Annotated in this window: 11 protein-coding genes; 8 read left to right on the forward strand and 3 right to left on the reverse strand. The window is 72.6% G+C overall.

Features of this window, described 5'->3' with window-relative positions:
* The first annotated feature begins 72 nt into the window (after positions 1-72).
* Positions 73-1,290: a hypothetical protein gene (locus tag ACIOGZ_RS38255; RefSeq protein ID WP_363580878.1), complete on the forward strand. Its 1,218-nt coding sequence runs from the start codon at positions 73-75 to the stop codon at positions 1,288-1,290.
* Here ACIOGZ_RS38255 and ACIOGZ_RS38260 read toward each other — a convergent pair.
* On the reverse strand, positions 1,257-2,456 hold the full coding sequence (locus ACIOGZ_RS38260) for an acyltransferase family protein (protein ID WP_400989306.1): 1,200 nt from the start codon (positions 2,454-2,456) through the stop codon (positions 1,257-1,259). The genes ACIOGZ_RS38255 and ACIOGZ_RS38260 overlap by 34 nt on opposite strands.
* A 179-nt stretch (positions 2,457-2,635) precedes the next feature.
* Here ACIOGZ_RS38260 and ACIOGZ_RS38265 point away from each other — a divergent pair, with 179 nt between their 5' ends.
* A complete protein-coding gene (locus ACIOGZ_RS38265) occupies positions 2,636-5,668 on the forward strand; it encodes a bifunctional [glutamine synthetase] adenylyltransferase/[glutamine synthetase]-adenylyl-L-tyrosine phosphorylase (RefSeq protein WP_400989307.1) in 3,033 nt (1,010 codons plus the stop codon).
* Between the two features lie 75 nt (positions 5,669-5,743).
* Here ACIOGZ_RS38265 and ACIOGZ_RS38270 read toward each other — a convergent pair whose 3' ends face one another.
* Positions 5,744-6,709, reverse strand: coding sequence for a phosphatase PAP2 family protein (locus ACIOGZ_RS38270; protein ID WP_363580884.1), 966 nt, complete (start codon positions 6,707-6,709; stop codon positions 5,744-5,746).
* Positions 6,710-7,025: 316 nt separating this feature from the next.
* Between ACIOGZ_RS38270 and pulA the strand changes: the two genes are divergently transcribed.
* From pulA to ACIOGZ_RS38295, 5 genes are all read left to right on the forward strand, one after another.
* Positions 7,026-12,527 (forward strand): pullulanase-type alpha-1,6-glucosidase, encoded by a 5,502-nt coding sequence (pulA, locus tag ACIOGZ_RS38275; protein WP_400989308.1) that lies wholly within the window; start codon positions 7,026-7,028, stop codon positions 12,525-12,527.
* Positions 12,528-13,076: 549 nt separating this feature from the next.
* Positions 13,077-15,413, forward strand: coding sequence for a M4 family metallopeptidase (locus tag ACIOGZ_RS38280; RefSeq protein ID WP_400989310.1), 2,337 nt, complete (start codon positions 13,077-13,079; stop codon positions 15,411-15,413).
* A 254-nt stretch (positions 15,414-15,667) separates the two neighbouring features.
* Positions 15,668-17,407 carry a carbohydrate-binding module family 20 domain-containing protein gene (locus tag ACIOGZ_RS38285; RefSeq protein ID WP_400989312.1) on the forward strand — a complete coding sequence of 580 codons (1,740 nt, stop codon included), beginning with the start codon at positions 15,668-15,670 and terminating at the stop codon, positions 17,405-17,407.
* Between the two features lie 148 nt (positions 17,408-17,555).
* Positions 17,556-17,780 (forward strand): hypothetical protein, encoded by a 225-nt coding sequence (locus tag ACIOGZ_RS38290; RefSeq protein ID WP_363580892.1) that lies wholly within the window; start codon positions 17,556-17,558, stop codon positions 17,778-17,780.
* A 55-nt stretch (positions 17,781-17,835) separates the two neighbouring features.
* On the forward strand, positions 17,836-19,398 hold the full coding sequence (locus ACIOGZ_RS38295) for an AMP-binding protein (RefSeq protein WP_400989314.1): 1,563 nt from the start codon (positions 17,836-17,838) through the stop codon (positions 19,396-19,398).
* 37 nt (positions 19,399-19,435) lie between these two features.
* On the opposite strand, the gene ACIOGZ_RS38300 is transcribed toward ACIOGZ_RS38295, so the two are convergent.
* The gene (locus ACIOGZ_RS38300) at positions 19,436-20,179 is read right to left on the reverse strand and encodes an SDR family oxidoreductase (protein ID WP_363580896.1); all 744 of its coding nucleotides are present in this window, start codon (positions 20,177-20,179) and stop codon (positions 19,436-19,438) included.
* Between the two features lie 437 nt (positions 20,180-20,616).
* Here ACIOGZ_RS38300 and ACIOGZ_RS38305 point away from each other — a divergent pair, with 437 nt between their 5' ends.
* Positions 20,617-21,684, forward strand: a complete 1,068-nt coding sequence (locus ACIOGZ_RS38305; RefSeq protein WP_363628527.1) for an alpha/beta hydrolase-fold protein — start codon at positions 20,617-20,619, stop codon at positions 21,682-21,684.
* Positions 21,685-21,853 lie beyond the last annotated feature (169 nt).

Raw genomic sequence — 21,853 nt, forward strand, 5'->3', positions numbered from 1 at the left:
TATGTGAAGATCCTGTGACGGACGGTTGTGATCCGATGGGCGTGCTCGTCCGTTCCGTCCCGAGAGGATCCCATGCCCTCCTCCGCTGTCAGCCGCGCCGCCGCGGCCCGCCTGCTCGCCCGCCGGGCCGTCGTCGCGGGCGCCGCCCTCGCCGCCGTCGCGAGCCAGCTGCTGGCCACCCCGGTCGCCGACGCCCGTGGCTCCGGCTCCGGTTCGTCGAACCCGCGCCCGCGCGCCGAGACCATCTCCGAGAACCCGCTGCCGTTCACCACCCGCTTCCAGGGCGACTTCCACGGCTCCGTCACCAGGATCAGCAACTCGCTGATGACCTGTGACGAGACCAAGCCGCCGGTCGACCCGGCGCAGCCGCCCTGCGAGGACGCCCGCAAGGGCCTCGGCAGCATGCCGATCAACAACAAGTACGAGATGAAGTACATCAACATCGACCCGGGCTCCATCGGCCCGCTCGGTGACCCGATCTACTCCGCCAGCTCCGCCGACCTCGGCCTGATCGACGGCTCCAAGGTCAAGTACGCCCGGCTGTACTGGGGCGGCACCCGCGGCATCGGCGACACCGTGCTGCCGGAGAACCAGATCGACGAGGTGTACCTCAAGGTCCCGGGCGAGAAGCAGTACCGGGACATCGCCAACGACCAGCCGTCCATCGGCTACATCACCACCGACGTGGAGAGCAGCTACCAGGCCTCCGCCGACATCACCGACCTGGTCAGGAACGCCGGCAACGGCACCTACACCGTCGCCGACATGGACTCGGTGGTGAAGCCGCACAGCTGGGGCGGCTGGACGATCGTCGTCGCGTACGAGAACGACTGCAAGCCGATGCGGCACATCCACCTGTGGGACGGCTTCCAGGTCGAGCTGCCGGACAGCCCGACGCGGCAGATCAAGCTCACGGGGCTGCAGACGCCGCAGAGCGGTCAGCTCCACGGCAAGCTCGGCTGGGTGGTCTACGACGGCGACCTCAAGTGGACCGGTGACACCCTGTCGGTCAAGTCCACCAACGGGCCCGAGGCGCTGTTCTCCGACATCAACCACGCGCCGGACGACGCCTTCAACTCCACCATCGAGGAGCTGACCCCGGAGGACCAGTTCGCCCGCAACCCGTACAACCGCAACAACTTCGGCTACGACTCCAACCGCTGGGACATCTCGCCGTACCTGCGCAACGGGGACACCGACCTCACCACCACCTTCAACACCCAGAAGGACGGCTACGACATCGGCGTCTTCTACGCCTACGTCAACCTGGACGGCTCCACCGACGCCTGACCGGCCGCCGCCCGGCGCCGCTGCCGACCCACCCGCACCGCGCGGGCCGGCAGCGGCGCCGCCGCGTTCCCGCCGGGCCGGCGCGGCGAGCCGCGCAGCAGCCGCTCGCACGGCCGCTCCACCCAGCGGTACAGGCCCGCCGCCACCGCCAGGGACCCCCCGGCCAGCAGCAGCCAGACCCCGAGCGCCGCCGCCCCGGGCGCCGGGCGGCCCAACTCGGCGAGCCAGCAGCGGATGCCGATCTCGTGCACCAGGTACCAGGCGTAGGACCACTCGCCGAGCCGCACCGCTGCCCGTCCGGCCAGACCTCGTCCGGCCGGTCCCCGTTCGCCCGGCGGCCGGGGGGCCGCACCGGCCGCGTCCCGCTGGGCCGCCGCCACCAGCAGCGCCGCGAACAGGGCCGCCGGCACCAGCTGGGAGGCGCTGTACGGGCCCCACCACAGCGCGTCCGGGACGGCCGCGTGCCAGGGCGCCAGCAGCAGGTGCCAGCCCGCCACCGCCGCGGCCGCCACGCCGAGCCGCACCCGGGGGAGCAGCCCGTGCCGCACCGCCAGCCCGACCGCCACCCCGAGCACGAACTGCGGGGTACGGGCCAGCGGCAGGTAGTCCAGCAGCCAGCCGCGCACCGTCGGATCGGCCGGCAGCAGCGGGCCCGCCGCCCACAGCGCCGGGCCGAGCACCGCGCACACCGCCGCCACCGGCAGCCAGGCACGGCGGCGCGGCGCCAGCAACCGCAGCAGCAGCGGGAACAGCAGGTAGAACCAGGCCTCGGCGCCCAGCGACCAGGACGCCGGATTGCCGCCGTACACCGTCGCCTGCGCCCACGGGTGCACCAGCAGCAGCGACCAGAGCGCGGCCGCCACCGGCAGCGCCGTGCCGATCGCGGCGTCCGCGCCCAGCGACAGCACGGTGCTCAGCACGTGCAACGGCCAGATCCGGGCGAACCGGCGGCGGGCGAACGCCCCGGCGGGGACGGGCGAACCGCCGTACGTCCAGGCCAGGACGAAACCGGACAGGACGAAGAAGAACGTCACCCCCGAGCGCCCGTACCAGGCGAGCGGATCGAGCACCGGCAGCCCGCCGACCTTGCGGGACAAGTGGTAGAGCACCACCAGCAGGGCCGCCCAGAAGCGCAGCCCGGTGAGCGAGGGCAGGCGGCTGGGCATCGGCGCTCCGGAACGGGGTGGGACGGTCGGCGCCGGGAGAACGAGCGCGGCGGGCCCGAGGTCACGGACGGGCGGCGCGGCGCGCGGCGCCGGGCCGCCCGGCGGTCGTGTCCGGCGGTCGTGTCCGGCGCCGGGCCGTCAGGGCGCGTAACCTGCTGGGGCGGACGGATGGAGGGGCCATGGCGGTGGACGAGCAGCGGGCCGGGAGCCGGGTCAGCCGGCCGGAGATCAGGCTGGTCAGGCGCGGGTTCACCGACCCGGCGCAGGCGGTGCGGCTGCTGGCGGGCCCCGGCCTGGAAGGCCTGGCCGACGACCCCGTGCTGCTGGACGCGCTCGGCGCCACCGCCGACCCCGACCTCGCCCTGCTCGGCCTGGCCCGGCTGCTGGAGGCCGCCGACGAGGCCGAACGGCGCACCCTGCGCGACACCCTCACCACCTCCAAGCCGCTGCGCGACCGGCTGCTCGGCGTGCTCGGCGTCTCCACCGCGCTCGCCGACCACCTGGCCCGGCACCCGCACGACTGGCACATGCTGGTCACCTTCGAGCTGCGCGACATGCACCCCGGCCCGGAGGACTTCCGCCGCGCGCTCGCCGAGGGCGTCCGGCGCGGCCGGGAGGGCGGCCGCAGCCCGGCGGACGCGCTGCGCGTCGCCTACCGCCGCTGCCTGCTCGCCATCGCCGCCCGCGACCTCACCGGCACCACCGACCTCGCGCAGACCGCCGCCGAACTCGCCGACCTGGCCGGCGCCACCCTGCAGACCGCCCTGGACCTCGCCGCCGAGCAGGACCAGGACGCCGCCCGGGCCTGCCGGCTCGCCGTGATCGGCATGGGCAAGTGCGGCGGCCGCGAACTCAACTACGTCTCCGACGTGGACGTCATCTTCGTCGCCGAGCCGCGCGAGGGCGTGGACGAGCACGAGGCCGTCAAGGCCGCCACCCGGCTCGCCGCCGCCCTCACCCGGCTCTGCGCGGACACCACCGGCGAGGGCACCATCTGGCCGGTGGACGCCAACCTGCGCCCCGAGGGCCGCAACGGCCCGCTGGTGCGCACCCTGGCCAGCCACCTCGCCTACTACCAGCGCTGGGCCAAGACCTGGGAGTTCCAGGCGCTGCTCAAGGCCCGCCCGGTCGCCGGGGACGCCGAACTCGGCGCCGCCTACCTGGAGGCGCTGGCCCCGATGGTCTGGCAGGCCGCCGCCCGGGACAACTTCGTCACCGACGTGCAGCAGATGCGCCGCCGGGTGATCGACTCGATCCCCGCCACCGAACTGGACCGCCAGCTCAAGCTCGGCCCCGGCGGGCTGCGCGACGTCGAGTTCTCCGTCCAGCTGCTCCAGCTGGTGCACGGCCGCACCGACCCGGCGCTGCGCAGCGGCAACACCCTGGAGGCGCTGGCCGCGCTCTCCCGCGGCGGGTACGTCGGCCGGGCGGACGCCGTCTCGCTGGACACCGCCTACCGCTTCCTGCGCTCCCTGGAGCACCGGATCCAGCTCTACCGGCTGCGCCGCACCCACCTGATGCCCACCGGCGCGGAGGACCTGCGCCGGCTGGCCCGCTCGCTGGCCGCGCTGATCAACGACGACACCCGCTCCGACCCGGTGGCCGCGCTGCAGCGCGAGTGGAAGCGGCACGCGGTCGAGGTCCGGCGGCTGCACGAGAAGCTGTTCTACCGGCCGCTGCTCGACGCCGTCGCCGAACTGCCGCCGGGCGCGGCCGGGTTGACCCCGGACGCGGCCCGGGCCCGGCTGGAGGCGCTGGGCTACGCGGACCCGGCCGCCGCGCTGCGCCACCTCAGCGCGCTCGCCTCCGGGGTGAGCCGCAAGGCCGCGATCCAGCGCACCCTGCTGCCGGTGCTGCTCGGCTGGTTCGCCGACTCGGCCGATCCGGACGCCGGGCTGCTCAACTTCCGCCAGGTCTCCGACGCGCTCGGCCGCACCCCCTGGTACCTGCGGCTGCTGCGCGACGAGAGCGCCGCCGCCGAGCAGCTGGCCCGGGTGCTGTCGGCCGGCCGGCTCGCCCCCGACCTGCTGCTGCGCGCCCCCGAGGCGGTCGCCATGCTGGGCGACCCGCAGGGCCTGGCGCCGCGCGGCCGGGCCGCCCTGGAGCAGGAGATACTGGCCGCCGTCGGCCGGGCCGGATCCACCGCCGCGGCCGTCGCCGCCGCCCGCTCGGTGCGCCGCCGGGAGCTGTTCCGGACCGCCGCCGCGGACGTCCTCGGCCGCCTCGGCGATGACCCGGCCGAGGCGCTGGACACCGCCGGGGAGGCGCTGACCGCGATCAACGCCGCCACCCTCCAGGGCGCGCTGCGCGCCTGCACGGCCGGCTGGGAGGCCGAGCACGGCGACCTGCCGACCCGGATCGCGGTGATCGCGATGGGCCGGTTCGGCGGCCACGAGCTGGGCTACGGCTCGGACGCCGATGTGCTCTTCGTCCACGAGCCGCTGCTCGGCTCGCTGGAGCAGGACGCCGCCCGGGCCGCCCAGGCGGTCTGCAACGAGCTGCGGACCCTGCTCGGTGCGCCGTCCACCGAGCCGCCGCTGCTGGTCGACGCCGACCTGCGGCCGGAGGGGCGCAGCGGCCCGCTGGTGCGCACCCTCGCCTCGTACGCGGCGTACTACCGGCGCTGGTCGCACGCCTGGGAGAGCCAGGCGCTGCTGCGCGCCGAGCCGGTGGCCGGGGACGAGGAGCTGGGCGCGCGGTTCCGGCAGCTGATCGACCCGCTGCGCTACCCCGGCGTCGGGGTGCCGGAGCGGGACCTGGTGGAGATCCGCCGGATCAAGGCGCGGATCGAGGCCGAGCGGCTGCCGCGCGGCGCCGACCCGACCACGCACACCAAGATCGGCCGCGGCGGGCTGGCCGACGTGGAGTGGACGGTGCAACTGCTCCAGCTCCAGCACGGGCACGAGCTGCCGGCCCTGCGCACCACCCGGACCAGGGCCGCGCTGGCGGCCGCCGCCGAAGCCGGGCTGGTCGGGCGCTCGGACGCGCAGGTGCTGGACGCGGCCTGGGTACTGGCCTCCCGGGTGCGCTCGGCGGTGATGCTGGTGCGCGGCCGGCCCGGCGACAGCTTCCCCGGGGAGGCCCGGGAGCTGGCCGGGGTGGCCCGCTACCTCGGGTACGGCGCCGGGCACAGCGGCGAGCTGGTGGACGACTACCGGCGGACCACCCGGCGGGCCCGGGCGGTGGTGGAGCGGCTGTTCTACGGGGGCTGAGGCCGGCGGCCGAGGCTCGGGCACGCGAAAGGGGCCCCGGGTGGGGCCCCTTCGGTTCGTCCGGGTCCGGCAGCTCTACCGGCGGGCGCCGGTCGCCGCGGGTTCGCTCCACTGCTCGGGGACGGTGATCGGCTCCTCCGCCGCCTCCCGGGCGGGCACCTGGGGCAGTTTGTAGACCCAGGAGTGGTACAGCCAGCGGGCGGTGAGGAAGCCCACGGCCAGGCAGAGCTCGCCGCCGACGGCGTCCATCCAGAAGTGGTTGGCGGTCGAGACGATCACCGCCAGGGTGGCCAGCGGGTAGAGCAGGCCGAGCACCCGGACCCACGTCCGGCGGGCCAGGTAGAAGATGGCCAGCCCGCACCACATCGACCAGCCGATGTGCATCGAGGGCATCGCCGCGTACTGGTTGGACACGTGCGCGGCGGGCCCGGAGGCCATCGAGCCCCAGGTGCCGTGCACCTTCACGGTGTCGATGAAGCCGCCGTCGGTCATCAGCCGGGGCGGTGCGAGCGGGAAGAAGAAGAAGCCGATCAGGGCGATCGCGGTGGTGGCGAACAGCACGGTGCGGGCGGCGACGTAGCGGCCGGGGTGGCGGCGGTAGAGCCAGACCAGCACGCCGATCGTCACGACGAAGTGCAGGGTCGCGTAGTAGTAGTTCATCCCGGTGATGAGCCACCCGACGCTGTTCGCGGCGTGGTTGATCGAACGCTCGACGGCGATGCCCAGCGACTGCTCCAGGTCCCAGATCCAGCGCGCGTGCTTCTGGGCTATCGAGGCCTGTTCCGGGACGGCGTTGCGGATGATCGAGTAGATCCAGTAGCTGATCCCGATCAGGGCCAGTTCGAACCAGATCTTCGGCCGGGCCGGTGAGCGCCGCTGGTCGCGGATGCGGCCGCGCAGTGCGGCGATACGGGACTGAGTGGCGCGGGCGGCTCCGTCGGGCAGGCGTCCCGAGGAGGCCGGCCGTGCTCCGGAACCGTCACCACGCGCCGCTTCGGCGCGCTGTTCGCGGCCGTGCTGGATCTTGGTCGGTTCCCCCATGGACGAGAAGTCTGCCAGACGTCCCGTCGCCGTCCAGTCATCCCCTGGCAGTGGATTCTTCACCGGCTGTCCCCCTTGAGGGCTAGGGGGCGGCTCCCACCGGGGTAGGGGGTGCGGTCGGGTCTGGTGCTTACCGGCGGGACAGGCATACGTCCCATTGTTACGCCGACCGCTCGAAGGGCGTAATCGGGGTGGCGGCAACGGTCCTGGCCTGGAGTTTCCCGGAACGAAACGGTTTCTGCATCTTGCTGAAACATATTGCAGGCCGCTAGCTTCCAGGGAACTCGCTCACCCCTTCCCCTAAGGGAGACCCTCAGTGGCCGATGTCCGGCTCCGCCCCCGGCGGAGCACCCCCCGACGCAGACCCGGCCGCACGGCCGTCCTGCTGGCCGCCGCACTGACCGCCGCCACCCTCGGCAGCGCGCCCGCGGCCCTCGCCGCCGCCCCGCCGGCCCCGCCCTCGGACGCCACCCTGGCGGCCACCGCAGGGCGGCACGACCTCACCCGCGAGCAGTTCTACTTCGTCCTGCCCGACCGCTTCGCCGACGGCGACCCCGCCAACGACACGGGGGGCATCACCGGAGGCCGGCTGGACCACGGCTTCGACCCGGCCGACAAGGGCTTCTACCACGGCGGCGACCTGGCCGGCCTGATCCAGCGGCTCGACTACATCCAGAACCTCGGCACCACCGCGATCTGGATGGCCCCGATCTTCAGGAACAAGCCGGTCCAGGGCAGCGGCGACCAGGCCTCGGCCGGCTACCACGGCTACTGGATCACCGACTTCACCCAGGTCGACCCGCACTTCGGCACCAACGACCAGCTCAAGGACCTGATAGCCAAGGCCCACGCCCGCGGCATCAAGGTCTTCTTCGACGTCATCACCAACCACACCGCCGACGTCATCGACGCCGCCGAACAGCAGCACGGCTACCGCTCCGTCGGCGCCTACCCGACCCTCGACGCCGACGGCAACCCCGTCGACGAGACCGCGATCGCCGACGCGGGCGCGCCCTGGCCGCGGCTCACCAAGGACTCCTTCCCCTACACCCCGGTCTTCCGCAAGCCCGCCGACGCCACGGCCAAGACCCCGTCCTGGCTCAACGATCCCGCGCTCTACCACAACCGCGGTGACTCGACCTTCGTCGGCGAGTCCGCCACCGAGGGCGACTTCAGCGGCCTGGACGACCTCGACACCCAGAACCCCCGGGTGGTGAAGGGCTTCGAGAAGGTCTACCAGCAGTGGGTCAAGGACGCCGGCGTGGACGGCTTCCGGATCGACACCGTCAAGCACGTCAACATGGCGTTCTGGCAGCAGTGGGCGCCCGCGCTCAAGGACTTCGCCGCCAAGCAGGGCAACAAGAAGTTCTTCATGTTCGGCGAGGTCTACTCCGGCGACCCGGCGATCACCTCGCCGTACGTCACCAAGGGCAAGCTCCAGGCCACCCTGGACTTCCCGTTCCAGGGCGCCGCCCGCAGCTACGTCTCCCAGGGCGGCTCGGCGAAGAACCTCGCCGACGTCTACGGCCAGGACTACCGCTACACCACCGCCGACACCGACGCGTACGAGCTGCCGACCTTCCTCGGCAACCACGACATGGGCCGGTTCGGCTCCTTCCTGCTCGCCGACAACCCGGGCGCCGACGAGGCCACCCTGCTGAAGAAGGACCGGCTCGGCAACGAGCTCCAGTTCCTCACCCGCGGCCAGCCCGTCGTCTACTACGGCGACGAGCAGGGCTTCACCGGTGCGGGCGGCGACCAGGACGCCCGGCAGGACATGTTCGCCTCGAAGACGCCCTCCTACAACGGCGACCGGGTGCTCGGCGGCCCCTCCGGCCCGGCCGACCGGTACGGGCAGGGCGGCGCGCTCTACCAGGACGTCGCCGCGCTGGCCAAGCTGCGCCGCGACAACCCGGCGCTCGCCGACGGCGCCCAGATCGAGCGCTACGCCGCCGACGGCGCGGGCGTGTACGCCTTCTCCCGGATCGACGCCGGGCAGCGGACCGAGTACCTGGTGGCGGTCAACAACGCCGCCGAGGCGAAGACCGTCACCCTCGACACCTTCTCCGCCGGGATGGGCTTCGACCGGATCTACCCGGCAACGGGCGGGAAAGCGACCTCCGGCGCCGACCGCAAGGTCACCGTGACCGTGCCGGCGCTCTCCTCGGTGGTGTTCAAGGCGGGCGCAGTCCTCGCACCCACCACGGCGGCGCCGCGGCTCTCCGTGCAGCCCCCGGCCGACGGTTCGAGCGGCACCGTCACCGTCGGCGCCACGACCGGCGGCGGCTTCAACCGCGTCACCTTCGCCGCCCAGATCGGCACCGGGCCCTGGCAGACCCTGGGCACCGCCGACACCGGGCGGAACCTGGTCACCCAGGACCTGAGTGCCACCGCCCCCGGCACGGTCGTCCGCTACAAGGCCGTCGTCCAGGACTCCAGCGGCCGGCTGCGCTCCGCCACCGCGAGCTTCACCACCGGCGCCCCCGCGCCCAAGCCGGTGCCCACCGCCGGCGCCCGCCCGTACGCCGTCGTGCACTACAACCGTCCGGACGGCGACTACGACGGCTGGAACCTCTACGCCTGGGGCGACCTCGCCGACGGCGAGGCCACCCCGTGGCCCGCCGGGCACGCCTTCACCGGCCGGGACGCGTACGGCGCCTTCGCCTACGTGAAGCTCAAGCCCGGCGCCTCGGACGTCGGGTTCGTCGTCGAGAAGAACGGCGTCAAGGACGTCGACGCCGACCGCCACGTCGACGTCGGCGCCACCGGCGAGGTCTGGCTCCGGCAGGGCGACCCGGCCGTGCGCACCGCCGACCCGGGCCCGGTGAACACTCCGCCCGCCAACACCGCCGTCCTCCACTACAACCGGGCCGACGGCGACTACGACGGCTGGGGCCTGCACGACTGGACCGGCGCCGCCACCCCCACCGACTGGGGCAAGCCGCTGATGCCGGTGCGCCGCGACGCCTTCGGCGCCGTCTTCGAGGTGCCGCTGGCCCCCGGCGCGACCAGCCTCAGCTACATCCTGCACAAGGGCAACGACAAGGACCTGCCCACCGACCAGTCCCTGGACCTCGCCGTCGACGGCCGCGAGGTGTGGCTGCTCGGTGGCCGCGAGGGCCACCTGCTGCCGCAGAACGCCGCCGCCTCCGCGCAGGTGGACCTCGGCACCGCCAAGGCCCAGTGGATCGACGCCAGGACCGTCGTCGTCCCGGCGGCCTACGGCGCGGGCGACGCGGCCCTGGCCGGCGGCACCAGCGCCCAGCTGGTGTACGACCCGGAGGGCGGCATCCGCGCCGACAAGGGCGTGCTGACCAAGCCCGGCCGTTGGATCCGGCTCAACGCCGCCCAGGGCGGCCTGACCGCCGCGCAGAAGGCCGCGTTCCCGCACCTGGCGGGCTACCGGGCCTTCACCGTGGACGCCCGGGACACCGCGCGCGTCCCGGCCGCGCTGCGCAGCCAGCTGCTGTTCACCGAACACCTGCCCAGCGGCGCCGTGCTGGCCGCCACCGGCGTGCAGACCCCCGGCGTGCTGGACGACCTCTACGCGCGCCGCACCGGCCGGGTGGACTTCGGCCCGGCCTACTACAACGGCAAGGTGGCGCTGTCGGTGTGGGCGCCGACCGCGCAGGAGGTGTCCGTCCAGGTCTTCGACGGCGCGACCGGCGGCACCCCGAAGACGCTGCCGCTGAAGCTGGACGACGAGACCGGCGTCTGGGAAGTCGTCCGCGACAAGGGCGAGTTGGACGGCAAGTACTACCTTTACCAGGTGAAGGTCTGGGCGCCCTCCGTCCAGCAGGTGGTGGTCAACACCGTCACCGACCCGTACTCGGTCGCGCTGTCCACCGATTCCAGGCGCAGCCTGGTCGCCGACCTCGCCGCCAAGGAGCTCAAGCCCGCGGGCTGGGAGGAGCAGAACGTCCCCGAGGCCGTCCCGCCGGCGCGGCAGCAGATCCAGGAACTGCACGTCCGGGACTTCTCGGTGGAGGACACCACCGTCCCGGCCGCCGAGCGCGGCACCTACCTGGCGTTCACCGAGTCGCAGTCGGCCGGCATGCGGCACCTGCGGGAGCTCGCCCAGGCCGGGGTGACCACCGTCCACCTGCTGCCGACCTTCGACATCGCCACCATCCGGGAGAACCGGGCCGACCAGAAGCTGCCGGCCTGCGACCTCAAGTCCCTGCCCCCGGACGGCCCGAAGCAGCAGGAATGCGTGGCGGCCGTCGCCGCCGACGACGCGTACAACTGGGGCTACGACCCGTTGCACTACACCGTGCCGGAGGGGTCGTACGCCACTGAGCCGACCGGGGTGGCGCGCACCGTCGAATTCCGGCGGATGGTGCAGGCGATGCACGAGGCCGGGCTGCGGGTGGTGCTGGACGTGGTCTACAACCACACCGCCGCCAGCGGCCAGGCCGAGCACTCGGTACTGGACAAGGTCGTCCCCGGCTACTACCAGCGGCTGGACGACAACGGCAAGGTCACCGCGGACAGCTGCTGCGCCGACACCGCGCCCGAGCACGCCATGATGAACCGGCTCGTGGTCGACTCGGTGACCACCTGGGCCCGCGAGTACAAGGTCGACGGCTTCCGCTTCGACCTGATGGGCCTGGACCCGAAGTCCACCATGCTGGACGTGCAGGCCGCGCTGCGGAAGATGACGCCCGCCTCGGACGGCGTCGACGGGAAGAACGTCTTCCTCTACGGCGAGGGCTGGAACTTCGGCGTCGTCGCGAACAACGCCCGGTTCGAGCAGGCCACCCAGCTCAACCTGGCCGGCACCGGCATCGCCACCTTCGACGACCGGCTCCGCGACGCCGCCCGCGGCGGCAACTTCATGCTGAACTCCGCCCCGCAGCAGGGCTTCGCCTCGGGCCTGTACACCGACCCCAACGGCTCGCCCGCCAACGGCACCCCGCAGGAGCAGAAGGACCGGCTGCTGCACCAGATGGACCAGCTGAAGGTCGGACTGGCCGGCAACCTGGCCGGCTACTCCTTCACCGACAGCTCGGGCCGGGCCGTCACCGGCGCGCAGGTCGACTACAACGGAGCCCCGACCGGGTACGCGGCCAAGCCGGGCGAGGCGGTGGAGTACGTGGACGCCCACGACAACACCGACCTGTTCGACGCGCTCGCGTACAAGCTGCCGACCGGCACCACGCCCGCCGACCGGGCCCGGATGCAGGCGCTCGGGCTCTCGCTCACCGCGCTCACCCAGGGCGCGGGCTTCGCCCAGGCCGGCAGCGACCTGCTGCGCTCCAAGTCGCTGGACGCCAACTCCTACGACTCGGGCGACTGGTTCAACGCCATCCACTGGGACCCGTCGCAGGGCAACGGCTGGGGCCGCGGCCTGCCGCCGGCGGCCGACAACAAGGAGATGTGGCCGACCGCGCAGTCCCTGCTGGCGAACCCGCGGCTGACCGTGGGGGCGGCCGAGATCCGCGCGACCTCCGCGCAGTACCAGGAGTTCCTGCGGATCAAGCGGTCCTCGCCGCTGTTCTCGCTGCCCACCCTGGCCGCCGTCCAGCAGCGGCTGTCCTACCCGCTCTCCGGCACGCCCGGTGAGACGCCCGGGGTGATCACCCTGCACCTGGACGGCACCGGGCTGAAGGGCGCCGAGAAGGGCGTCACCGTGGTGTTCAACGCCACGCCCACCGCGCAGGCGCAGACCGTGGCGGCCCTGAAGGGGACGGGCCAGGCCCTGCACCCGGTCCAGGCGGGCGGCGCGGACGCGGTGGTGAAGCAGTCCGGCTTCGACGCCGTGACCGGCACCTTCACCGTGCCGGGCCGTACCGTGGCGGTGTTCGTCCAGGGCTGATCGACGAACGCCGGAACCCCCGGGTCCCGCACCGCCGTTGTGGCGGTGCGGGACCCGTTTCGTTTTGGCCGCCCGGTGGCCGGAAAGCACCGATGGCACGGCCGGAAGCGTGATGTGCCGCGCCCGCCCGGCGCCGTCGGCCACCGGGTGGTGCGGGCGGGGGCCCTGAGTGCTGGTCAGTGACTTCCGGAAGTGATCGAACATTCCCCGGATCATGAAAACCGTGTTCATGAGTTCTCAAAGGGGTAACACAACTGATGAACAGTCATGCATACGGTTTCGGTAATGAATCGGCCATTCCGTGGCATGCATCTGTCATTAACGACTCGTTTGCTGCCACGATTCCTGCGGCTGCAGACGAGGGGGCCCCACCCCCCGGTGCGGCTGACCAGTTCAGGTGCAGCGCGTCCCAAACCTGCCACGACTTGTGAGCACCGCAATCGCACCCCCGTCGCGCACCCCGGGCGGGGGCCCCCACTGCGCCGCAACCCTGCGGCCCAGGTTTCTCTCCACCGGCGCGAACCCGCGCCGGTCGGAAAAGGAGTCCGCATGTCCCGTTACGCTCACGCCCGGAAGGCCGCGGTTGTCATGGCCGCAACCACCGCGCTGCTGGTGACCGGCATACCGGTCATCGCGCAGGCCGCGACGCCCGACGCCCCGTCCGCCGTCGCCGCCCAGCAGTCGGACCGGGCCGCGCTGATCGCCTCCGCGAACCAGCAGTCCGCGTCCTTCGTCCAGGCCCTGGGCCTGAGCAGCCAGGAGAAGCTGGTCACCAAGGACGTCGTCCTGGACACCAACGGCGGCCGCCACCTGCGCTACGAGCGCACCTACGCCGGACTCCCGGTGCTCGGAGGCGACCTGATCGTCCACCAGGACGCTGCGGGCGCCACCAAGAGCGTGACCAAGGCCAGCGAGGCCAACCTCGCCGGTGTCAGCACCACGCCGGCCCAGGCCGCGCCGAAGGCCCAGGCCGCCGCGCTCGCCGCCGAGCAGGGCGCCGCCGTCGACACCGCGCCGCGCCTGGTCGTCTGGGCCGCCGACGGCACCCCGAAGCTCGCCTGGGAGACCGTCGTCTCCGGCCGCGAGTCCGACGGCACCCCGAGCAAGCTGCACGTGGTCACCGACGCCGCGACCGGCGACGTGCTCAGCAAGGCCGACGGCATCAAGCGCGGCTCCGGCAACGGCGTGTTCGTCGGCAACGTGCCGCTGACCACCACCCAGAGCGGCTCGACGTACTCGCTGAAGGACGCCACCCGCGGCGGCCAGTACACCACCGACATGAAGAACGGCACCTCCGGCAACGGCACGCTGTTCAGCAAGTCGAGCGACACCTGGGGCAACGGCCAGGCCAGCAACCGCGAGTCCGCCGCCGTGGACGCCCAGTTCGGCGCGGCCGCCACCTGGGACTTCTACAAGAACACCTTCGGCCGCAACGGCATCCGCAACGACGGCGTCGGCGCGATGAGCCGGGCCCACTACGACACCGGCTACGTCAACGCGTTCTGGGACGACAGCTGCTTCTGCATGACCTACGGCGACGGCTCGGGCGACACCCACCCGCTGACCGAACTCGACGTCTCCGGCCACGAGATGAGCCACGGCGTCACCTCGGCCACCGCCAACCTGAACTACTCGGGCGAGTCCGGCGGCCTCAACGAGGCCACCTCGGACATCTTCGGTTCGATGGTCGAGTTCTACGCCAACCTGCCCGCCGACAACCCGGACTACCTGATCGGCGAGCTGATCGACATCAACGGCAACGGCACGCCGCTGCGCTACATGGACAAGCCCTCCAAGGACGGCACCTCCGCCGACTCCTGGTACTCGGGCGTCGGCAACCTGGACGTGCACTACTCGTCCGGTGTCGCCAACCACTTCTTCTACCTGCTGGCCGAGGGCAGCGGCGCCAAGGTGATCAACGGCGTCAGCTACAACAGCCCGACGGTCAACAACATCACCGTCGGCGGCATCGGCCGGGACAAGGCCCAGCAGGTCTGGTACAAGGCGCTGACCGCGTACATGACCTCCACCACCAACTACGCCGCCGCCCGCACCGCGACCCTGAACGCGGCCACCGACCTGTACGGCGCGAACAGCGCCGAGTACAACGCGGTCGCCACGGCCTGGGCCGCCGTCAACGTCGGCTCGCTGCCCAACCCCGGCGGCATCACCGTCACCAGCCCGGGCAACCAGTCGACCGCGGTCGGCGGTGCGGTGAACCTCCAGATCAAGGCCTCCGGTGGTACCGCGCCGCTGTCGTACAGCGCGACGGGTCTGCCGGCCGGGCTGGCGATCAACGCCTCCACCGGTGCGATCACCGGTACCGCCACCACGGCGGGTTCGTCGAACGTGACGGTGACGGTGAAGGACTCGGCGGGCAAGTCCGGTACCGCGAGCTTCACGTGGACGGTGACCGGTGGCGGTGGCGGCACCTGCACGCCGGCGCAGCTGCTGGGCAACGCGGGCTTCGAGACGGGCTCGGCGGCGCCGTGGACGACCAGCTCCGGCGTGGTGGACAACAGCTCCTCGCAGGCGGCGCACGGTGGTTCGTGGAAGTCGTGGCTGAACGGCTACGGTTCCTCGCACACCGACACGCTGGCGCAGACGGTGACGATCCCGGCGGGCTGCAAGGCGACGCTGAGCTTCTGGCTGCACATCGACACCGCTGAGTCGGGCAGCACCGCGTACGACAAGCTGGCCGTGTCGGTGAACGGGACCACGCTGAAGACGTACTCCAACGCGGACGCCGCGGCGGGTTACCAGCAGCGGACCTTCGACCTCTCGTCCTACGCGGGCCAGAGCGTCACCCTGAAGTTCACCGGCACCGAGGACGCCTCGCTGCAGACGAGCTTCGTGATCGACGACACCTCCATCCAGACCGGCTGAGTCCGGACCGGGCCCCCGCGGGCCCGGTGAACCAGGACAGGTGAGGGGCCCGGCGGCTACGGCTGCCGGGCCCTTGTCGTGCGTCCGGGCCCAGATGGTGCAGAAACGTTCCTCCCAGGCCCTTGACGCTCTCTCCCGGCGGCCCTAGGTTCAGCGCTGCAAGTTTCCGGCAAGTTACAGAAACTTCCTGCATAGCTCTTCCTGCACAGCTCATCCCCGGCTGCCCCCACCCCAGCCACCCCCCAGGAGACGACGTGGTCACCACCGCCCCCACCCGCCGGACCGCCCGCGCGGCCGGCGCCCTCGCCGCCTCGGCGGCCCTGGCGCTCTCGCTCGCCACCTCCCTCGGCGCCCCCGCCGCCCAGGCCGCCCCACCCGCCAACAACGGCAAGGACGTCACCGCCACCCTCTTCGAGTGGCGCTTCGACTCGGTCGCCCAGGCCTGCACCTCGACGCTCGGCCCGAAGGGCTACGGCTTCGTCGAGGTCTCGCCGCCCCAGGAGCACATCCAGGGCCCGCAGTGGTGGACCTCCTACCAGCCCGTCAGCTACCGGATCGCCGGGCGGCTCGGCGACCGGACGTCCTTCAAGAACATGGTCGACACCTGCCACGCCGCCGGGGTCAAGGTCATCGCCGACGCCGTCGTCAACCACATGACGGCCGGCTCCGGCACCGGCACCGGCGGCACCGCGTACACCAAGTACACCTACCCCGGCACCTACCAGGACCAGGACTTCCACTCCTGCCGCCAGCCGATCACCAACTACCAGGACCGCTCCAACGTGCAGAACTGCGAGCTGGTCAACCTCGCGGACCTCGACACCGGCAGCGCGTACGTCCAGCAGACCATCGCCCGCTACCTGGACGACCTGGGCTCCCTCGGCGTCGACGGCTACCGGATCGACGCCGCCAAGCACATCGCCGCCGGCGACCTCGCCGCGATCAAGGCGAAGACGGCCAACCCCAAGGCCTACTGGGTGCAGGAGGTCATCTACGGCGCCGGCGAGCCGGTCCAGCCCACCGAGTACACCGGCACCGGCGACATCGACGAGTTCCGCGTCGGCACCGACCTCAAGCGGATGTTCACCAGCGACAAGCTCGCCAACCTGTCCGGCTGGGGCGCCTCCTGGGGGTACCTGCCGAGCGGGCAGGCGCGCTCCTTCATCGACAACTGGGACACCGAGCGCAACGGCTCCACCCTCAACTACACCTACGGCAACACCTACACGCTGGCCAACGTCTTCCTGCTCGCCTCGCCGTACGGCGCGCCCAACGTCTACTCCGGCTACGCCTTCACCAACAACGACGACGGCCCGCCCAACGGCGGCACCGTCAACGCCTGCTACCAGGACGGCTGGAACTGCACCCACGCCTGGCGACAGATCGCCAACATGGTCGGCTTCCGCAACGCCGTCGCGGGCACCGGCGTGACCAACTGGTGGTCCAACGGCAACAACGCGATCGCCTTCGGCCGAGGCAACAAGGGCTACGTCGCGCTCAACCACGAGAGCGGCCCGATCACCCGGACCTTCCAGACCGGGCTCGCGGCCGGCACCTACTGCGACGTCCAGCACGGCGACCCGCAGCCGGGCGGCGGCTGCACCGGCCCGACCTACCAGGTGGGCGCCAACGGGCAGTTCACCGCGACGGTCGGCGCGGGCGACGCGATCGCGCTGTACGTCCCGGGCGGGGCGGCCAGCACCTCCGGCGCCTCGTTCAACGTCAACGCGACCACCGTCAACGGCCAGAACGTCTACGTGGTCGGCGACGTCGCCGCGCTCGGCGGCTGGGACCCGGCCAAGGCGCTGCCGCTCTCCTCGGCCGGCTACCCGGTCTGGTCGCTGTCGCTCGCGCTGCCGGCCGGCGCGGCCTTCCAGTACAAGTACGTCCGCAAGGACGCGAGCGGCGCGGTGACCTGGGAGTCCGGGGCCAACCGGACGGCGACCGCGCCGGCCTCGGGCCTGGTCGCCCTGAACGACACCTGGCGGCCGTAGGGCCCCGGGCGGCGCGCCCGTGACACCTCCGGGCCGCCCTCGGGCCGCCCCTGGACCCCCGTCAGCCTGGCCTGACGGGGGTCCCTCGTGCGGGTGGCCGTGCCGGTTCAAACCTCGGCCGGCGAGGCGGCGCTGACACGATCGCGGGATGAGAACCACCCCCCTCGTCCTCGACCTCGAACTGTGCGGCGGCCGCTGGGACGGCCACCGCAAGCGCGTCAACGCCGCCGCCCCGCCGCCCGCACTGCGGATGCTGCTCCGGGCCCGCCTGCCCGCCGCGGAGAGCGGCGAGTACTGGCCGACCACCAGCGTCTACCGGCTGGACGGCGACCGCGCCGGCTCGCTCCGCTACCGCCACTCGCACGACGAGTGATCGCCATCGGGTATAACTCCCGGCCCTGGAAATGGGGTTGGGTTAGGGTGGGGACATGGTTGCGAACCGCGAGGAAGAAGTGGCCGTGAACGAACCGGAGTTCGTCAGCGCTCCCGCCCTGATTCTTCAGTCCCTCGCCGCCGACCCCGACCGACGGGCCATCGCCACCGCCGACGGCGTCGAACTCACCGCCGGCGACTTCGCCGCCGCCACCTACCGCCTCGCCCACGAGCTCGTCGCCCGGGGCGTGGTGCGCGGCGACACCGTGACCCTGCTCGCCGGCAACACCGCCGAGGCGCTGAGCGCCCGTTACGCGGCAGGCCTCGCGGGTGCGCGGGTGGTGAACCTCTACGACGGCATGAGCGCTTCGACCCTGGCCGAGATCGCGACGAGCGTCGACACCGCCGTCCTGCTCGTCGACGCCGAACGGTACCCGGTGGCCGCCGAGTTGCTGCCCCTGATCGACGTGCCGACCGTCCTCCGTCTCGGCCCCGGACCGGATGCGATCGGCGAGGACGTGATCGCCGCCGCCGCCCACCGGCCCGCCGAGCCGCCGGCCGTCCGGGTCGGCCCGGACGACGACTGGGGCATCCGGCACACCGGCGGGACCACCGGAATCCCGAAGGGCATCCGCAGCCTGCACGGCGCCTACCGGAAGGTCTTCGACACCCCCGGCCGCATGGAGAGCGACGCGCCCCGCTTCCTCGCCGCCACCTCGCTCGCCCACCTCGCCGGGCTCTTCTCCGACCTGACGCTCCACAACGGCGGTACGGTGGTCCTCCAGCGCTCCTTCGACCCCGGAGACGTGCTGGCCGCGATCGAGCGCGAACGCATCACCGACCTGTGGGTGCTGCCGCCGCTGCTCTACCAGCTGCTCGACCACCCGGCGATCGGCCGCACCGACCTGTCCAGCCTGCGCCGGGTCTCGTACGGCGGCTGCGCGGCCTCGCCCACCCGGGTGCGCGAGGCGCTCAAGGTGTTCGGGCCGGTCCTGTGGAGCGGCTACGGGCAGTCGGAGGCGCAGAACATCTGCATGCTCGCCCCGCACGAGCACGACCGGGTCGGGCACGGCGGCCAGATCGCGGTCGGCCGACCCCTCCCGGGCATCGAGGTGGTGATCCGGTCCGCCGACGGCGCCGAGCTGCCCACGGGGGAGCAGGGCGAGATCCACGTCCGCTCGGACACCGTCATGGCCGGGTACTGGAAGAGGCCCGACCTGACCGCCGAGGTGCTGCGCGACGGCTGGCTGAACACCGGCGACATCGGCTACTTCGACGCGGACGGCTACCTCTACCTGGCCGACCGGCTCAAGGACAAGATCATCGTGGTCGGCGGGCACGTCTACCCGTCCGAGGTCGAGGACCTGCTGCTCACCCACCCGGCGATCGCGCAGTGCGCGGTCTTCGGGGTGCGCGACGCGCAGGAGGCGGAGCACGTCCACGTCGCCGTCGTCGCCGCGTCGGGGCAGCGGCCGGACCTGGAGGAGGTCCGCGCGTTCGTCACGGCCCACAAGGGGCGGATCTACGCGCCGGAGGCCCTGCACGTCGTGGCCGCGATCCCGCTGACGGCGGTGGGCAAGCCGGACAAGAAGCGACTGCGCGAGTCCGTGGCGGACTGACGGCGGGAGCCCGACGGCGGACCTCCGGCAGGCAGCCCTAGCCCCGCCCGACGTACGGCATGGCGGTCGCCATCACGGTGGCGAACTGCACGTTGGCCTCCAGCGGCAGTTCGGCCATGTGTCGGACGGTGCGGGCCACGTCGGCCACGTCCATGGTCGGCTCGACCGCGATCCGCCCGTCCGCCTGCCGCACCCCGGTGGTCATCGCGGCGGTCATGTCGGTCGCCGCGTTGCCGATGTCGATCTGCCCACAGGCGATCCGGTACGGGCGGCCGTCCAGCGACAGCGACTTGGTCAGCCCCGTGACCGCGTGCTTGGTCGCGGTGTAGGCGATCGAGTGCGGGCGCGGGACGTGCGCCGAGATCGAGCCGTTGTTGATGATCCGGCCGCCCTGCGGGTCCTGCGCCTTCATCTGCCGGAACGCGGCCCGGGCGCAGAGGAACGCCCCGGTCAGGTTGAGGTCGACCACCGCCCGCCAGGCCTCGACCTCCAGGTTCTCCACCGGCACGGCCGCGCCGAAGGTGCCGGCGTTGTTGAACAGCAGGTCCACCCGGCCGAAGCGCTCGACGGCTCCGGCGAACAGCGCGTCCACCGCCGCCGGGTCGGTGACGTCGGTCGGCACCACCGCGGTCGGGGTGCCGCCCAGGCGGGCGGTCTCCCGCAGCGGCTCGGCCCGCCGGCCGGCCAGCACCAGCCGCCAGCCGGCCGCGGCCAGTTCGGCCGCCACGGCCCGGCCGACTCCGCTCCCGGCTCCGGTGACGACGGCGATCTGCTGGGGCATGGCGTTCTCCTGGGTCTGCTCGGGTCTGCTCGGGTCTGGTGGGCTTCGGCTTCGGCTTAGGCTGGGCGCGGGTCGGTCGGGGCGTGAGCCGATCGTTGCGGATGCGGCGGCTGCCGTCACTGGTCGAAGGCCCCAAAATTCGCACCCCCGGACAGGTCTCGGACCGTGCTCCCCGCCGTCCGGCCCCCGCCGACCGGGGGGAGCGGTGAAGGCCTTTACCTGATCGCGAACAAACATTGGATTTCCGGTGGCCACCGCGCAACCGGGCCACCCCGGTCCACGTCATAAGATCGCAGGAAGGCGCGCCACCGCGAGGGAGGACGCGCCGCCACCCCGGGGACCGCACCAGCGCCGCGCCCCCGGTCTGTCCGGCCCCACCGGGGGGCCACAGCCCGGTCAGACGGACCGGGCGTGTCATCGGTCGGAGAGTCCTCACCGTGCTTAGGCAGTCGTCCCGTTCCCGCGCCGTCCTGACCGGCGCCGCCGTGCTCGCCCTGGCCGCCTCGCTGGCGGCCTGCGGGAGTTCCGGTGGCGGGAAGGGGGACAGCGCCAAGGCGGCCGGCACCCCGGGTGCGACCGGTACCGGCGCCACGGGGGGTTCGCCCAGCGCCGGTGGCGGCGGTACGCCCGCGCCCACCACCGCGGAGCCCGCGGCCGCCACCGGGAAGGTGCTGATGCCCACCGGTCCGGCCGCCACCCTGAGCAAGGCCCGGGACACGTCCGCCGGTCCGATCATGGTGACCACGGTGACCGGCGCGAAGTCCGGCGTCTCCGGCAAGGTCTGGGTCTGGCTGCCGCCCGAGTACAACGACCCCAAGTTCGCCAAGACCGGTTTCCCGGTGCTCACCCTCTTCGCGGGCGGCCAGAGCAACGGCTACAACACCTGGACCGACAACCAGCTGCCGATCCAGGAGGAGAACGAGCAGCTGGTCAAGGCGGGCAAGTCCCACCCGTTCATCATGATCATGCCGGTGCAGAACTTCAACAGCGACGAGCACAACGCGCTGGACTGCTCCGACATCCCGGGCCAGCCCAAGATGGGCACCTGGATGTCCCAGGACCTCCCGGACTTCGTCCGCGCCAACTTCCGCACCGTGAAGGGCCGCGACGGCTGGGGCGTGATGGGCGCCTCCACCGGCGGCTTCTGCAGCGCCAAGCTCGCCCTCCAGCACCCGGACGTCTACAAGGCCGCCGTCCCGATCGACGGCTACTACGTTCCCGACTCGGGGCTGTGGAAGGGCCACGACGCCGAGCGGCAGGCCAACAACCCCGACGTGCTGGTCGCCCAGGGCAAGGCCGACGTGAAGATGCTGGTCACCGCGGGCGGCGCCAACCCGTACGAGACCAAGCTGGTCAAGGGCTGGGTCGCCAAGGCCGCCCCGCCGGCGTCGCTGGAGTACTACGAGCAGCCCGGTGGCAAGCACCTGACCTCGGACTTCAAGAAGATGATCCCGGACACGCTGCAGTGGCTCACCAAGAACCTGGCGGGCCCGGAGGCCGACTGATCCCAGCCGCACGACGACCCGCGCGGCCGTCCGCACGACGCGCCGTACGACGACCCGCAGGCCGTGGGGCCGGGGGCCCCCCGGGGCCCGGGGCCCCCCGGGGGGGGCCGGGGGCCGGGGGCCGGGGGGGGGGGGGCGGGGGGGGCCCCCGGCCCCCGGGGGGGCCCCC

Origin of the sequence: Kitasatospora sp. NPDC088160 (genome assembly GCF_044741445.1) — a bacterium.
Taxonomy (GTDB): Bacteria; Actinomycetota; Actinomycetes; order Streptomycetales; family Streptomycetaceae; genus Kitasatospora.

Bases quoted from the DNA above. Each gene is read 5' to 3' on its own strand.
- ACIOGZ_RS38270 (WP_363580884.1), bottom strand. From the start codon at position 6,709: ATGGGGGAACCGACCAAGATCCAGCACGGCCGCGAACAGCGCGCCGAA.
- ACIOGZ_RS38290 (WP_363580892.1), top strand. From the start codon at position 17,556: ATGAGAACCACCCCCCTCGTCCTCGACCTCGAACTGTGCGGCGGCCGC.
- ACIOGZ_RS38280 (WP_400989310.1), top strand. From the start codon at position 13,077: ATGTCCCGTTACGCTCACGCCCGGAAGGCCGCGGTTGTCATGGCCGCA.
- ACIOGZ_RS38295 (WP_400989314.1), top strand. From the start codon at position 17,836: ATGGTTGCGAACCGCGAGGAAGAAGTGGCCGTGAACGAACCGGAGTTC.
- ACIOGZ_RS38300 (WP_363580896.1), bottom strand. From the start codon at position 20,179: ATGCCCCAGCAGATCGCCGTCGTCACCGGAGCCGGGAGCGGAGTCGGC.
- ACIOGZ_RS38265 (WP_400989307.1), top strand. From the start codon at position 2,636: ATGGCGGTGGACGAGCAGCGGGCCGGGAGCCGGGTCAGCCGGCCGGAG.
- ACIOGZ_RS38260 (WP_400989306.1), bottom strand. From the start codon at position 2,456: ATGCCCAGCCGCCTGCCCTCGCTCACCGGGCTGCGCTTCTGGGCGGCC.
- ACIOGZ_RS38255 (WP_363580878.1), top strand. From the start codon at position 73: ATGCCCTCCTCCGCTGTCAGCCGCGCCGCCGCGGCCCGCCTGCTCGCC.